A 13,950-nucleotide genomic window follows, 5' to 3' on the forward strand; every position below is an offset into this window, starting at 1 on the left:
AGACGATCCCATGCGCAATATCGTGCTGCAGATGATGACGACGCTGAATGGCCGCCTCGACGATCCGCTTGCCTGGATGGGGACCGTGGTCGACGAACAATACCGGGCGATTGACCGCCTTTACGCAGGCTACGACACGGTTCTGGTCGGCCACACCACCTATGAGGAGATGGTCGGCTATTGGCCGGGCGCGCTGAACGACAAGGCGGGCGGCGAGACCAATCGGGTGATGGCAGGGCGCATGCACGACTATCGGAAGATCGTGTTCTCCCGCACCGAAGAGCAGGCGATCAGCCGCTGGCACAATGCCGAGCGGGCGGTGGTTCCTGATGATGCGGCGCTCTCGCGCTACCTGACCGACCTGAAGGCTGAGCCCGGCCGGGATATCCATCTGTCCGGCGGCGCGAGCCTGGCGCAGACGGTGATCGGCCTCGGCCTCGTCGATCGCTACCACTTCTTCGTCTACCCGGTCGTATCGCCGGGCGAACCATGGTTCGCCCGGCTTCGCGACAAGAACGAGCTGCAGCTGATCGGCAGCGAGCACTACGACAACGGCGTCGTTGGGCTCCACTACGCGACGGTACGCGACGCAAAGGCGGCGCGACCGAAAAGCTTCTCGGAGCTCATTGCCTAAGAGCAATTCCAGGAAAAGTGCGAAGCGGTTTTCCGTCCGGAATTGCGCCAGCCAAGCGAGCGGATTCCCAGGAAAAGTGCGAAGCGGTTTTTCGTCCGGAGTTGCGCGGCTTTTGGGATCACTCCCCGGCTTGCAGGGTGGTGAACAGCCGGTCGTAGGTCGGCGCCAGAAGGCGTAGGCTTGCGGCCGCCTCGGCATCCCTGCGCAGGAGCAGCGGATACTGCAGCGCGCCGATCAGCCGTGCCTGTTCGCCGGCGATGGCGGCGGATTTGGCAAGGCCTGCCCGCGCCAGGCAGGACGCCGCATCGCCGGCGCGGCGGGCACCGACACGAACGGCGAAGTGCACGAGGTGAGCCCGCAGGTTCTTGTCGCAATGGTCTTCGATCAGAGCGGCGAGCGCTTCGGCTGCGTCGGCATTGCCAAGGCTGCCCGTCGGCACCAGCCGGTCCGTGGTCATCGAGAGCCAGTGGATCGCGGCCGGCACCGAGGCGCGGATTGCCTCGACCTCGCTCACGTCGGCGACACGAGAGAATCCCCATCGCATGGTGTAGGGGTCGCCGTAGCTCAGCGTCTCGGCGCCCCAGGCCGTCATGAAATCGTGGAGCGGCAGGGAGGCGTAGGGATATCCTTGCGGGTCGTGCATCAGCACGCGCGTCTCGTCGATCGCGAGGACCACGACATAGTGATCGGCCTCGATCGGTCCCGTCATGCCGGGCTGGTGCCTCAGATGCCCCATCTCCACCGGGCCGACCCAGACGGGACCATCCTTCAGCGCCGAGCGCAGGCGGGAAAGCGCGTCCTCGGGCTCGCCGCCGCTGCTGACCTGCGACGTCCAGCCGAGCGCCTTCAGCGCGCCGTCGAACCCGGCCTCCGGATCCCAGCCGTAGGGGTCGAAGAACGGCAGGGTACCGCCGACGATCTGCATGCCGAAGGGGCTACCGGTGGCAAGCTCAATGGTCGAGGTCGAGGGCGCGGCTTCGCCGAACATCATTGCAAACGAGTTGGCGTAGCAATAGGGGCCGGAGCCCACATAGGAAAAGTGCTGCATCGGTTGGTCCTTGAGTGATTGGAGCGTGCGGGGATTGGGTTAACGCACGATGGGGTAGGCGACATCGAAGCGGGTACCGCCGCTGCCGGGATAGATTTCGTAAGGGCTGCCGAAGCAGCTGAGATCGTCGCTTTGCTCGAACCAGGCTTCGATCGCGTCATAGACGCGGAGCACGGCCGGAAAGGTTTCGAACGGTTCGGCCACGGCCAGGAACGCTTCGCGTCCCGCCGGCTGAAGGCGGATGCGCAGATCACCAGTGGGTTCGAGGCTGCCGTCATAGCCGATCGCCACCTCGACGAGACCCTTGCCGTCGTGATTGACCGGCTCGTGGAAATGCAGCGTCATCGGTCCGTCGTCGCTCTTGCCCGATTGCGCAAGATAGCCGCGGATCTCCGCTTCGGCGCTTTCGGTGAAGGCCTCGAGCGCATCCACCGTCACATGGTGCTGGCGATAGACGATTTTCGAAGGCGCGACGTCGCGCACGGCAACGGCCCTGACCAGCGGATCGTCGCCGCCGCTCGATTGCCGGATGATTGCCTCCACCAGCTCGCGCTGATCCTCGAGTCGTTTGCTCTGCACCTCCAGCCAGGCGCGCAGCTCCGTGAGGCGAACGTCGGGCTGAAGATCGATCAGCCGTGCGATCCGGGCGATCGGCAGGCCCAGCTGCCGCAGCCGGGCAATCAGCCTGGCGCGGCTTGCCTGCGTGGCGGCGTAATAGCGGTAACCGGTCGCGGGATCGACATGGGCAGGCACCAGCAGGCCCTGCTCGGCATAAAGCCTGAGTGCTTTCGGCGACAATCGTGTGGCGGCGCCGAAGCGGCCTGCGAGGAAGTAGGAATCGGTCATGAAGGTAGTCTGGGGCCAGCCCCAGGGGCGAGGTCAAGGGGCATGTTGCCGCCTTTCCTGTTGAAGACCTCCCGGAGCAGGCGACCGCTCCGGGAGGGGCAAGGCTATCGATTTTCGAGCCGGTTGAGAGACGCCAGCGCCAGCAGCGTGATCGTCGCCATGCCGAGGCAATAGCCGACGAGCGGCCAGGCCGTATCACCGCCAAGCAGGAGAACGGCGCCGGTGCCAATGAGGCTGACGATCAGGCTCTGGATCGAGAAGTAGAGCGCGACCGCCGTCCCGGCGATGGCATCGAAGGCCTTGAGCGCTCCGTTGGCGGTGACCGAGGCGCTCATGACGATGCCGAAGGCGATCACCCACATTGGCAGCACGAAGCTCTGGAACGACGGCACCGCCGAGGCTTCGCCCGCGCCAAGCAGCAGCCCGCCGAGGATGATCAAGGCCATGCCGCGGGCCAGGCAACCGGAGGTCCCGTAGCGGGTGACGAAGCTCCTGGCGAAGCGCGTGGCGATGATCATCACGACGGCGGCGGTGGCGAATGCCAGGCTGAAGCCCAGCTGCGAATAGCCGGCGCGATCGATGAGCAGGCGTGGCGCCGTGGAGAAGAACACGAAAAACGCGCCCATAGCCGTGCTGAAGCCAAGCGTATAGGTCCAGAAGGCGCCACTTGCGAGCATGGGCCTGAACCTCGGCCTCATCGGTGCCGCGGCGTCAGGCCGGGTTTCCGACCACCGCGGCAAGGCCTGGCCGAGTGCTGCAAGGCCAAGCATGGCAAGCGTCAGGAAGATCGCCCGCCATCCGAAAGCGCCTGATATCAGCGCGCCGGCGATCGGCCCGAGCGCCGGCACGAAGGAGAGCATGGCGCTGAAGAGGCCATAGATGGTCACACCCTCCGGACGTGCGCCATAAACGTCGCGCACGGTCGCGAAGGTCGCGACCAGTGCGGCCGAGGCGCCGGCCGCCTGGACAAGCCGCAAGGCGACGAAGACCGGTGCCGAGGTGGTTGCGGCCAGTCCCAGCGAGGCCAGCGCAAATAGCGTCGCGCCACCGAGAAGAACGGGACGGCGGCCGACGCGGTCGGACAGCGGGCCGAACAGCAGCTGACCCAGCCCCAAAAGCAGCATGTAGAGGCTGAGCGTGAGCTGGACGACTGCGGGCGACGTGCCGAGGATCGCCGGCATGTCGGGCACGACGGGCAGGTAAATGTCCATGGCGAGCGACGCCAGGATATCGAAGGGCGCCATCAGCAAAAGGGCTGCCGGCAGCGAATAGGACCAGGTGAGGGAATTACGATCGGGCATGATGAAACATCCGCGCAAATGAAAACCATTCGGCGGCGATCTGCCACTTCATCAAATCTTCTGAATGTGAGCCGACAGACGCCGCAACAACTTATTCAACCGTTGTTGCGGCTTACCTGGTTGCTGACGGGTCGGTCCTCATCTGCGGCTCCTATGGCGGCTCTCCAGCGATACCGCCAAGCTAGCCGAAATCTCATGCCGGCATGTCCTATCATCGGGATTTCCGGACGGCAACTCCTGGCTCAGCTATCAGCCTCGGCCGCGCCCGGCATCACCGCCAGCCGGTTCTCGACGCTGGTGACGCCGATCACCGATGCTGCGGCATCGCCGGCGCAGGCGATATCGGATGCCTGCGCCACATGACCGGAAAGCACCACGATCCCGCCGAGCGCCATCACCGAGATCTCGCGCGTATCGATCATCGCCGCATACTGGATGTAGCGCAGCACCTTGTCGGCGAGCGCATCGTCGATGAGATGCGGATCGTCGTCTTTGTTCGCGTAAATGGGCTTCTCTGTCGGCATGGCTCGTTCCTCATGCTGTTTCGGAACGCCTGCGGCCGGGGAATGTTCCCCTCCCTGTGCCCGCTGCTCGCGCGCTTGCGGCGCGGGTGCGAACAACGTTATTGCTGGCAGGACCATTCCAGGAGCGGAAAGAGGAAAGCATCTGCGGTCTTCCGCCCGTCTCCCGCTTTACCTCATGAGAACAGACCCCGAAGATCTTGGATCGATCCGCTCCAAGGTCATCGTGATCCAGGGCCCGCGCATGTCCGACATCTTCCAGAACGTCCTGCCCATCTTCATCCTGATCCTTGCCGGCTGGTTGCTGGTGCGCCTGGGTTACCTGAAACCGGCCGTCGGCGAAGCCTTGGGCGATTTCGTCTTTCGCGTCGCCGTGCCCATCCTGCTGTTTCGCACGATTGCGGAAGCGGATTTCAAGGACGGTTCGCCCTGGCCGCTCTGGGTCGCCTATTTCTCGGGCGTCGCGGTGACCTGGACGTTGGGACACGTGGCGGCGACGCTCGTCTTCGGGCGGGATGCGCGCATGGGCGTTCTCGCTGGCGTCTCCTCCGCCTTCGCCAACACGGTCTTCATCGGCCTGCCGCTGGTGTCGCGAATCGTCGGCGAGGAGGGCATCGTTGCGATCTCGATCCTGCTTTCTGTGCATCTGCCCGTCATGATGATAGCGGGCACGCTCTTGATGGAGCGTGCGGAGCGGCGCGCCGGCGGCAAGCCGGGGCAAAGCCCGCTGCAGCTCTTGGCCGGTGTCGCCCGCAATCTGGTGCGCAACCCGCTGGTGATCGGCCTTGCCTGCGGCGCCGCCTTCCACCTTATCGGCCAGCCGCTTGGCGGTCCGGTCAAGACCGTCGTCGATCAACTGGCATCGATGGCAGCACCCGCGGCGCTGATCTCGATCGGCATGGCGCTGGATAAATACGGCCTTGCCGGCAATCTCGGGCTCGCGTCGGTGACGAGCGTCTTGAAGCTCGCCGTCATGCCGGCGGTCGTCTATGCGAGCTGCCACCTGCTCGGCCTCAACGACAACTGGACGACGGCGCTGGTGCTGACGTCGGCCGTGCCGACGGGTGTCAATGCCTGGCTGATCGCCAACCATTTCAATGTCGGCCATGGGCTGGCATCCTCGACGATCACGCTGACGACCGCGCTCGGCGTCATCAGCGTTTCGGTCTGGGCCTATCTGCTGATGTGATTACCGCCCTCTCCGGCAAACTGTTTCGCCGCGGAGGCTTGGATCCGCCTGAACGTTCCGTGCGCAACATCTCTGCCTATCCCCGAATACGAAAAGGCCCGGCGCGAGCCGGGCCTTTTGCATGGGATCGTTTCCGACCGCTGAACTTATTGAGCCGGTGCCGGCTGGCCTTCGGCAGGCTTGGCTTCGGTTGCCGGCGCTTCGGCCGGCTTTGCACCTTCGGCGCCAGCAGCCGGTGCTGCTTCGCCGGCAGCCGGTGCGGCTTCGGCAGAACCGGCAGATGCGTCCGGCAGTGCTGCCGGAGCGTCGGACTGCTCGCGCAGCCAGGCGATCAGGTTGGCGCGCTCGTCGGGCTTCTTGACGCCGGCAAAGCCCATGGCGGTGCCCGGAACGTGCTTCTTCGGTGCTTCGATGAAGTAGCTGAGGTGGTCGTAGTCCCAGACGACCTTGCCGCCTTCGGCAAACGTCTTCATGCCGGCCGAGTAGCTGAAGCCCTCATGCGAAGCGATCGGACGGTTGACGAGGCCCCAGAGGTTCGGACCGACTTTGTTTGCGCCGCCCTTGTCGGCGGTGTGACAGCTTGCGCATTTCTTGAACACGGCTTCACCGGCAGAAGCGTCGGCCTTGAGCAGCAGCGGCTTGATGTCGACTTCGACTTCCGCGGCACCACCGGCACCTGCTTCAGACGTGCCTTCTTCCGCAACGATCGTAAAGCCTTCCTTCTCGGGAGCTTCGGAATGGAAAATGCCTTCCGATGCAATGGACACGGACATCAGAACGAAGACCGTTCCCAGAAAGGCGCCCACGCCCATGTTCACATATGAATTCATCTGCAAACGCTCCCTTTGCCACCGGCGCAAACAAAAACCCGGCCTATCTTGAAATCGCGCGGAACCTATGTCTTTTGGCTCTGCGTTGCAACAGTGATTATCGGCCCCTAACTGAGACTTATTGACACTTTCGGCGGGGTTTTTGAAGGCCAGATCATGAATCGCGAAAATTCAGGTAAAGTCATCGTGCTCATTCCGGCGCGCATGGCCTCGACACGCCTACCCGGAAAGCCGCTCGCCGATATTTGCGGCCTGCCGATGATCGTCCAGGTCGCGACCCGAGCGCAGGAAGCGGACGTCGGCCGCGTCGTCGTTGCCGTTGACGACCAGCAGGTCTTCGACGTCGTGCGCGAGGCCGGCTTCGAAGCGATAATGACCCGCATCGACCACCAGTCCGGCTCGGACCGGATCTACGAAGCGCTGCGGAAGGCCGATCCGAACGGCGAAGCCGAAATCGTCATCAACGTCCAGGGTGACCTTCCGACGGTCGAGCCGGCATCGATCCGCGCGGCGCTGAACCCGCTCGAAAATGCTGCCACCGATATCGCCACGCTGACGGTGGCGATCACCGAGGAGAGCGAGAAGACCAACCCGAACATCGTCAAGGTCGTCGGTTCGCCGCTTTCCGACACGCGCCTGCGTGCGCTCTATTTTACCCGCGCGACCGCGCCTCATGGCGAAGGCCCGCTCTATCATCACATCGGGCTCTATGCCTATCGACGGCAGGCGCTGGAACGCTTCGTCTCGCTTCAGCCCTCCGTGCTCGAACGCCGCGAATCGCTGGAGCAGCTGCGTGCGCTCGAAGCCGGCATGCGCATTGATGTCGAGATCGTCGATTCGGTCCCGCTTGGTGTGGACACGCCGGTGGAGCTGGAAAAGGCCCGCCGCATCCTGTCTGCCCGTACCCACTGATATCAGAACCTGAGAAGGACGCTACCGTGACCGCCAAGACCAACAGGATTTCCTTCCAGGGCGACTATGGCGCCAATTCCGACATGGCCTGCCGCGACATGTTCCCGTCGATGGAGCCGCTGCCCTGCCAGACCTTCGAGGATGCCTTCGTCGCGGTCGAGAACGGCGACGCCGATCTGGCGATGATCCCGATCGAGAACACGATCGCCGGCCGGGTCGCCGACATCCATCACCTCCTGCCGGAATCGCGGCTGCACATCGTCGGCGAATATTTCATGCCGATCCGTTTTCAGCTGATGGTGCTTCCGGGTGTCACGCGTGACGAGATCCGCACCGTGCACAGCCACATCCATGCGCTCGGCCAGTGCCGCAAGATCGTGCGCTCCAACGGCTGGAAGCCAGTCGTCGCCGGCGATACGGCGGGCGCGGCAAAGCTCGTCTCCGAAAAGGGCGACCGCTCGATGGCAGCGCTCGCGCCGCGGCTTGCCGCCGATCTCTATGGCCTCGAAATCATCGCCGAGAACGTCGAGGATACCGAGAGCAACGTCACCCGCTTCGTCGTGCTGTCCAGGGAAGAGCAGCGCATTGCCCGCACCAGCGACGAAGAGCTGATCATCACCACCTTCGTCTTCAATGTCCGCAACATCCCGGCAGCGCTCTACAAGGCCATGGGCGGTTTCGCCACCAACGGCATCAACATGACCAAGCTCGAGAGCTACCAGCTTGGCGGCCGGTTCGTGGCGACGCAGTTCTATGCGGATATCGAAGGCCACCCGGATGATGTCGGCGTGCGCCATGCCATGGACGAGCTTCGCTTCTTCTCCGAAAAGGTCCGCATCCTCGGAACCTATAACGCGCACCCGATGCGCGGCGTTCTCTGAACAGGCCGCTCCGGCGCCAAGTTGTTGAGAAAGGCCTGCGTAGGCAGGCCTCGACCGCCTCCCAAAGCGGTGAGGCAGTCACTATCGCTGGCACGCTGCTTGGCCCCTCAGCTCCGCCTGAAGGCCGAAAATGCGCCTGATTTCTGACCAAAATGAAGCCTGCGGTTGTGGTCTTCTCGCGCCGCACATATCTGATCCTGCCATCTGGCTAAGGTTTTCAGAGCATCACGTTTAAGTCCTGAGCGTACCGTTTGCGGTGATTTTCCGAGAGAATCATTGGTTTCGCCACGCCCTACGGGGCTGAAAGTGGCAAAAATTCGTTAACCGGCTACGCGTCTGGCGCATGCCTAGTTTGCAATCGTGGCGCTACACAAATTTTAGGCAAATGCCTATTTGACGCTCGTCAAGTAAGGAGTGTTAAAGATGAAGATCCGTCAGAAGATCATGGAATATGCGAAGACCCGCCGTGCGATCCGCGAGCTGAATGCTCTCGACGATCACGCACTGAGCGACATCGGTCTGTCCCGTTCGCAGATCCAGGCCGCCGTTTACGGCCGCTAATTCCGTACCATTCGCGCATCCCGCCGCTTCAGGCTGGTGGGATGCGCGCAGCATACCCTCTCGCTTAAGAATCGTAGAGGCAGACGCGCAGCCGGTGACCATCCGGATCGAGCGCGACGAAAGTCGGACCGAAATCCATTTCGGTCAATTCCTGCGCAATCGGCAGGCCTTTCCCCTTCCAATCCTCGTAACGTGCGCGCACCGCGCTCTCGTCTTCCACCATGAAGGCCAGTTCCGACCGGCTGCCCGATGCCGCCGGCTCCGGCGCGACCGTATGTTCGGCCCAGAGCCCGAGCGTGAAGCCACCCGGCAGCTCGAAGGACGAGAAGGTCTGGTAGGTGACGCTTGGTTCCTGCGCGAGAAGCGCGCGATAGAAGGTCACGCTTGCGAGCGGGTCCTTGACGTAGAGAACGATGAGATTTGCCTTGGCCATGCTGTTCCTCCTTGTTGCGGGAGGTGCAGGCTAGGACTGGCCGCTGCCAGTTTCTGTCAGCATTGGCGCACCAACACCCGTCAGGAGCCGACCGTCTCTCGCTTCGACGCCGACATGTTCTGGCTCGCGCGCCAATCCTTCATCAGCACCTGTCGGCGGCGGGGATAGCGCGCCTCAGTCACCGTCATCTTCTGCATGCGGTCAGCGCGAAAGTGCCGGAAGTCCAGGCGCAGCTCGCACCAGGCCATGACCATGCGCACGTTCTCAAAGAAGCCGAGGGCAAAGGGCCAGACGGTGCGCTGCGTCGCGCTGCCGTCATTGTCGACGTAGTCGAGTTCCACCTTGCGCTCGTTGCGGATTGCGCGCCTAAGCGCGGCGATGTCGATGCCGTTGGTGGCCGGCGGGCTCGGCCCGACGAGCAGGGTCGAACTGTCGAGCTCCTCGCGAAGTTCGGCCGGCAGCACCGCGGCAATCTTGGCGAGCGCATTGGCGGCAGCGCCGGCGAGATCGTCGTCGGTGCGCTTGGAGACCCAGCGCGAGCCGAGCACCAAGGCTTCGATCTCCTCGGCGGAAAACATCATCGGTGGCAGCATGAAGCCGGGCTTGAGCACATAACCGAGCCCCGGCTCGCCCTCGATATCAGCGCCTTGCGCCTGGAGGCTGGCGATATCGCGGTAGAGCGTTCTGAGGCTGACGCCGGTTTCTTCCGCCAGTCGCTGGCCGCTCACCGGCTGGCGGTAGCGCCGGAGCACCTGCAGAAGGTCGAGCAGCCGTTCGGAGCGGGACACGGTCGATCTCCCTGTATCCGTCGCCTTATGTCCGCTCGCCCCAGGCGAGCCAGTCACGCATCAGCTGGTGCGCGATCGCGCCCTTCGGCGGCGGAATATGCGCGTCGCCGGTGTCGGCGACCCCGGTCGACCTTTCGAGCATCGCGATCGTTTCATCGCGCGTGAACCAGCGCACGTCTTCCAGCTCGTGCTCGTCGCGCTTGATGACGGTTGATTTCGCCTCCGCATAACAGCCGATCATCAGCGTGTGCGGCATCGGCCAGGGCTGCGAGGCATGGTAGCGCACCCGGCCGATATGGATGCCGGACTCTTCGAGCGTTTCCCGCCGAACGGCGTTTTCGATCGTCTCGCCCGGCTCGACGAAGCCGGCAAGGCAGGAATACATGCCCGGCGCGAAATGCGGGCTGCGGCCGAGCAGGCAAAGATCGCGCTCAAGGTCGATCGTCATCATGATGACGACAGGGTCGGTGCGCGGGAAGACCATATGGCCGCAGGCGGTGCAGACCCGGCGATAGCCGCCGGCCTTGCCTTCCATCGGGCCTGCGCAGCGACCGCAGAAGCGGTTGTTGGCATTCCAGGTAATCAAGCTCGAGCCTTGCGCGAACTGGCCGAGCAGTTCCTCCGGCAGCATCTGCTGGCGATAGAGGGTGCGGCCGTCGGCGATCTTGAAGGGCTCGGTGATCGTCTCGTCCGTCAGGCCCGTCGGCACGGCCAGCCGGGGCTCGCCGTTGGCGAGGTAGCCGAGCAGGATCGTCTCGTCGAGAACGGGTTCGAGACCTTCGAGCTCATAAGGCGCAAACAGTGGGTCGATGATCTTCTCGTCATGCTTGACGATCAGCTTCGGTCCGGAGAAGGCCAGGAAATGCGCACCCGGGTGCTTCAGTGCCACCTGGACGCAATCGTCGGCCCGGTGCTCCGACTGGCGATCCAGATGATTCTCCGAGAAGGCGACGAGGGTGCTTGGCTCTGGATGCGGGCTGCGAAGGTCAAAGATCGATTTCGTCATGTTCAGAGGTTTTCCAGAATGCGGGCTGCGAAGGCCTGATGTTCTTTTTCGTCCCACGGCTCCGCCTTGCCGAAGCCCCAGACCGGCCCCGGCCAGTTCGGGTCGCCGTCGCTGCGGGCGATGATATGCACGTGAAGCTGCCGGACGATGTTACCCAATGCGCCGATATTGATTTTCTCGGCGCCCGTGACCTTCTTCAGCGCCGTCGCTGCCATGGTCGTCTCGAAGGTCAGCATCGTCTGGTCGAGCGGGGTGAGGTCGAAGATCTCAGAAATGCCTTCACGCTGAGGAATGAGCACGAGCCAGGGCCAGCGGCGGTCGTTCATCAGCCGCATCTGGCAAAGCCCGATCGAGGCGATCGGAATGCCGTCGCGCTCGAGCCGCTCGTCGAGGGTGAAGGTCGTCAACTGGGTCTCCTCGGCTATTGAGAATGGCGGATTCGCCTTGTTTTGCATATCGATATCAGTTTTTTGACGGCTTGGCTTGCATTTGCTTTCGATATTGCCGATATGGAAGCCGGGAGGTTGGTGGTGGACGAGCCACTCGCCAACCGGGTCAGGTCCGGAAGGAAGCAGCCCCAACGAGCTCCGGCACGGGTCATCGTGCCAGCCTCCCACCTTCTCCGTCCTGTCGGGACAAGAGTTCGAACAGCGGCAGGGTCGATGAGCGACGATACGTCCATTTCATCCGTTGAGAAACCAGCCGCCTACCGTGTTCTGGCGCGCAAGTATCGCCCCAAGGATTTCTCCGACCTGATGGTCGGCCAGGAACCGATGGTGCGCACGCTCACCAACGCGTTCGAAACCGGCCGCATCGCCCAAGCCTACATGCTTACCGGGGTGCGCGGGGTCGGCAAGACCACCACCGCCCGCATCCTCGCTCGCGCGCTCAATTACAAGACGCAGGATATCAACCGGCCAACGATCGACCTGCGCGTTCCCGGCGAGCATTGCCAGGCGATCATGGACGGTCGTCACGTCGACGTCATCGAGATGGACGCCGCCTCGCACACCGGCATCGACGATATCAGAGAGATCATCGAGCAGGTGCGTTACCGCCCGGTCTCGGCGCGTTACAAAGTCTACATCATCGACGAAGTGCACATGCTCTCGACCCAGGCCTTCAACGGCCTGCTGAAGACGCTCGAAGAGCCGCCGGAGCATGTGAAGTTCATCTTCGCCACCACAGAAATCCGAAAAGTGCCGATCACGGTGCTGTCGCGCTGCCAGCGCTTCGACCTGCGCCGCATCAGCGCGTCCGATCTCGTCGGCCTGTTTTCGACGATCCTCGGCAAGGAAGGCGTATCCTTCGATCCGGAAGCGCTTGCGATGGTGGCCCGCGCTGCCGAAGGCTCGGCGCGCGACGGCCTGTCGCTGCTCGACCAGGCGATTGCCCATGGCGGCGGCGCTGTGGAAGTCGAAACCGTGCGTTCGATGCTCGGCCTTGCCGACCGCGCCCGCATCGTCGACCTCTTCGAGCACGTCGTCAAAGGCGATGTCGCCGCGGCCCTCAAGGAATTCACCGCACAATACGAGGCCGGCGCCAATCCGACGGTCGTATTGACCGACCTTGCCGATTTCACCCATCTTGTCACCCGGATGAAATACGTGCCGGAGGCGGTCAACGACCAGTCCTTGAGCGAGATCGAGCGCACCCGCGGTGCCGGCTTTGCCGAGAGCGTGGCGGTTACGGCGCTCTCGCGCATCTGGCAGATGCTCCTGAAGGGCATTCCAGAAGCCGAAAGCTCGTCGCGCCCGGCGGGTGCCGCCGAAATGGTGCTGATCCGCCTGGCGCATGCGGCACATCTGCCGGCGCCTGAAGAGGCCGCGCGGCGCTTGCTGGAACTTTCCGGCAATGAAGGCGGCGGCGCTCGCCCTGGCCCTTCAGGTGGCAACGGCGGCGGCGCACAGGCCCAGGCTTCCGTGTCCGTGTCGGCGCAGGCATCGCAGCCGCTGCCGGTGCAGCGCCCGACGAGCAATGGCGCGACCATGCTGCGCGCCGTCCCGGACGTGGCGCCCCAGGCGGTTGCCATTGGCCGCATCGAAGAACGCCCGGTGGCGGCGCCTGCGGCCAAGCCGCAGCCGTCGGTGCCGGTCAATTCGATCGCCGACATCGCCGATCTCTGCGCCAAGAACCGCGACATCAAGCTGAAGACGCTGGTGCGCGGCTTTCTGCGGCTCGTGCGGATCGAGCCCGGACGTCTCGACGTCAACGTCTCGGATGACGCGCCGAAGACGCTGCTTGGCGAAGTGGCCGTCAAGCTCAAGGAATGGACCGGCATCCACTGGATCGTCAGCTACAGCCGCGAGGCCGGTGAGCCGACGCTGATCGAGGCGGAACAGCGGGCGCAGGAGCAGCGCGTCAACGACGCGCGCCAGGACCCCGATGTCGCCGCCATTCTCGCCCGGTTCCCGGGCGCCAAGATCACCGACGTGCGCATTCGCGCCGTTGAAGAAGAGGCCGAGAGCCAGGCTCCGGCCACAGCCGAATCCGCCGACGGCGATATCGTCCCTGGCGACGACATCGAATAGTCCCGTCTGCGAGCAGAAACAGAAAGACAGGAGACGACGATGCGCGACATCATGGGGATGATGGGCAAGGTCAAGGAAATGCAGGCCAAGATGGAAAAGATGCAGGCGGAAATCGCCGCGCTCGAAGTCGACGGCACCTCCGGCGGTGGCCTCGTCACCGTTCGCCTCGACGGCAAGGGCACCCTCAAGAGCCTGAAGATCGATCCCTCGCTGTTCAAGGAAGACGACGTCGAGATCCTCGAAGACCTGATCGTCGCCGCCCACAAGGACGCCAAGGACAAGGCCGAAGCCGTGCAGGCGGAAAAGACCCGCGAACTGACCGCCGGCCTGCCGATTCCGCCCGGCATGAAGCTGCCCTTCTGATCGTCTCCAGGCAGTAGGTTCGGGAAGCAGGGCGGTCTGCCGCCCGCAGCATTTGCGCGCCGGTGGTGGTAGCCGCCGGGTACCGCGTCGACACCCGCCGCTTCGC

16 protein-coding genes and 1 other RNA gene are annotated in these 13,950 nt (G+C 63.8%); 8 read left to right on the forward strand and 9 right to left on the reverse strand.

Annotation, left to right across the window (positions count from 1 at the left end; genetic code table 11):
- Nucleotides 1-10: 10 nt before the first annotated feature.
- Nucleotides 11-634, forward strand: coding sequence for a dihydrofolate reductase family protein (locus tag IB262_RS07740; protein ID WP_112976980.1), 624 nt, complete (start codon nucleotides 11-13; stop codon nucleotides 632-634).
- Nucleotides 635-752: 118 nt separating this feature from the next.
- Here IB262_RS07740 and IB262_RS07745 read toward each other — a convergent pair whose 3' ends face one another.
- The 4 genes from IB262_RS07745 to IB262_RS07760 form a co-directional block, all read right to left on the reverse strand.
- On the reverse strand, nucleotides 753-1,682 hold the full coding sequence (locus tag IB262_RS07745; protein ID WP_192493509.1) for a hypothetical protein: 930 nt from the start codon (nucleotides 1,680-1,682) through the stop codon (nucleotides 753-755).
- 39 nt (nucleotides 1,683-1,721) lie between these two features.
- Nucleotides 1,722-2,528 (reverse strand): MerR family transcriptional regulator, encoded by an 807-nt coding sequence (locus IB262_RS07750; RefSeq protein ID WP_112976979.1) that lies wholly within the window; start codon nucleotides 2,526-2,528, stop codon nucleotides 1,722-1,724.
- A gap of 104 nt (nucleotides 2,529-2,632) precedes the next feature.
- A complete protein-coding gene (gene cml / locus IB262_RS07755) occupies nucleotides 2,633-3,829 on the reverse strand; it encodes a CmlA/FloR family chloramphenicol efflux MFS transporter (protein WP_112976978.1) in 1,197 nt (398 codons plus the stop codon).
- A gap of 242 nt (nucleotides 3,830-4,071) precedes the next feature.
- Entirely contained in the window at nucleotides 4,072-4,353 is a 282-nt protein-coding gene (locus tag IB262_RS07760; RefSeq protein ID WP_112976977.1) for a BON domain-containing protein, read from the reverse strand.
- Nucleotides 4,354-4,594: 241 nt separating this feature from the next.
- Between IB262_RS07760 and IB262_RS07765 the strand changes: the two genes are divergently transcribed.
- Entirely contained in the window at nucleotides 4,595-5,539 is a 945-nt protein-coding gene (locus IB262_RS07765; protein WP_034805271.1) for an AEC family transporter, read from the forward strand.
- A gap of 146 nt (nucleotides 5,540-5,685) precedes the next feature.
- On the opposite strand, the gene IB262_RS07770 is transcribed toward IB262_RS07765, so the two are convergent.
- Nucleotides 5,686-6,369, reverse strand: coding sequence for a cytochrome c family protein (locus tag IB262_RS07770; protein WP_060519503.1), 684 nt, complete (start codon nucleotides 6,367-6,369; stop codon nucleotides 5,686-5,688).
- Nucleotides 6,370-6,525: 156 nt separating this feature from the next.
- On the opposite strand from IB262_RS07770, the gene IB262_RS07775 reads away from it, so the two are divergent.
- The 3 genes from IB262_RS07775 (at nucleotide 6,526) to IB262_RS07785 (ending at nucleotide 8,723) form a co-directional block, all read left to right on the forward strand.
- A complete protein-coding gene (locus IB262_RS07775) occupies nucleotides 6,526-7,281 on the forward strand; it encodes a 3-deoxy-manno-octulosonate cytidylyltransferase (RefSeq protein WP_060580563.1) in 756 nt (251 codons plus the stop codon).
- A 26-nt stretch (nucleotides 7,282-7,307) separates the two neighbouring features.
- Nucleotides 7,308-8,162: a prephenate dehydratase gene (locus tag IB262_RS07780; protein WP_029742350.1), complete on the forward strand. Its 855-nt coding sequence runs from the start codon at nucleotides 7,308-7,310 to the stop codon at nucleotides 8,160-8,162.
- 423 nt (nucleotides 8,163-8,585) lie between these two features.
- On the forward strand, nucleotides 8,586-8,723 hold the full coding sequence (locus IB262_RS07785; RefSeq protein ID WP_064817013.1) for a DUF1127 domain-containing protein: 138 nt from the start codon (nucleotides 8,586-8,588) through the stop codon (nucleotides 8,721-8,723).
- A gap of 64 nt (nucleotides 8,724-8,787) precedes the next feature.
- Here the strand turns inward: IB262_RS07785 and IB262_RS07790 are convergent, their stop codons facing one another.
- From IB262_RS07790 to IB262_RS07805, 4 genes are all read right to left on the reverse strand, one after another.
- Nucleotides 8,788-9,156 (reverse strand): VOC family protein, encoded by a 369-nt coding sequence (locus IB262_RS07790; RefSeq protein WP_034804768.1) that lies wholly within the window; start codon nucleotides 9,154-9,156, stop codon nucleotides 8,788-8,790.
- An 80-nt stretch (nucleotides 9,157-9,236) separates the two neighbouring features.
- Nucleotides 9,237-9,944: a YafY family protein gene (locus IB262_RS07795; RefSeq protein WP_112976976.1), complete on the reverse strand. Its 708-nt coding sequence runs from the start codon at nucleotides 9,942-9,944 to the stop codon at nucleotides 9,237-9,239.
- Nucleotides 9,945-9,969: 25 nt separating this feature from the next.
- The gene (gene nudC / locus IB262_RS07800; protein WP_034804765.1) at nucleotides 9,970-10,950 is read right to left on the reverse strand and encodes an NAD(+) diphosphatase; all 981 of its coding nucleotides are present in this window, start codon (nucleotides 10,948-10,950) and stop codon (nucleotides 9,970-9,972) included.
- 2 nt (nucleotides 10,951-10,952) lie between these two features.
- A complete protein-coding gene (locus IB262_RS07805) occupies nucleotides 10,953-11,405 on the reverse strand; it encodes an HIT family protein (RefSeq protein WP_029742355.1) in 453 nt (150 codons plus the stop codon).
- A gap of 64 nt (nucleotides 11,406-11,469) precedes the next feature.
- Between IB262_RS07805 and ffs the strand changes: the two genes are divergently transcribed.
- The 3 genes from ffs (at nucleotide 11,470) to IB262_RS07820 (ending at nucleotide 13,844) form a co-directional block, all read left to right on the forward strand.
- Nucleotides 11,470-11,567: signal recognition particle sRNA small type (ffs, locus tag IB262_RS07810), an RNA gene on the forward strand.
- 45 nt (nucleotides 11,568-11,612) lie between these two features.
- On the forward strand, nucleotides 11,613-13,481 hold the full coding sequence (locus IB262_RS07815; RefSeq protein WP_112976975.1) for a DNA polymerase III subunit gamma/tau: 1,869 nt from the start codon (nucleotides 11,613-11,615) through the stop codon (nucleotides 13,479-13,481).
- Between the two features lie 39 nt (nucleotides 13,482-13,520).
- Nucleotides 13,521-13,844: a YbaB/EbfC family nucleoid-associated protein gene (locus tag IB262_RS07820; protein ID WP_029742357.1), complete on the forward strand. Its 324-nt coding sequence runs from the start codon at nucleotides 13,521-13,523 to the stop codon at nucleotides 13,842-13,844.
- Nucleotides 13,845-13,950: the final 106 nt, after the last annotated feature.

The sequence above is a fragment of the Ensifer sp. ENS02 genome (genome assembly GCF_014851885.1).
Lineage (GTDB): Bacteria > Pseudomonadota > Alphaproteobacteria > Rhizobiales > Rhizobiaceae > Ensifer > Ensifer adhaerens.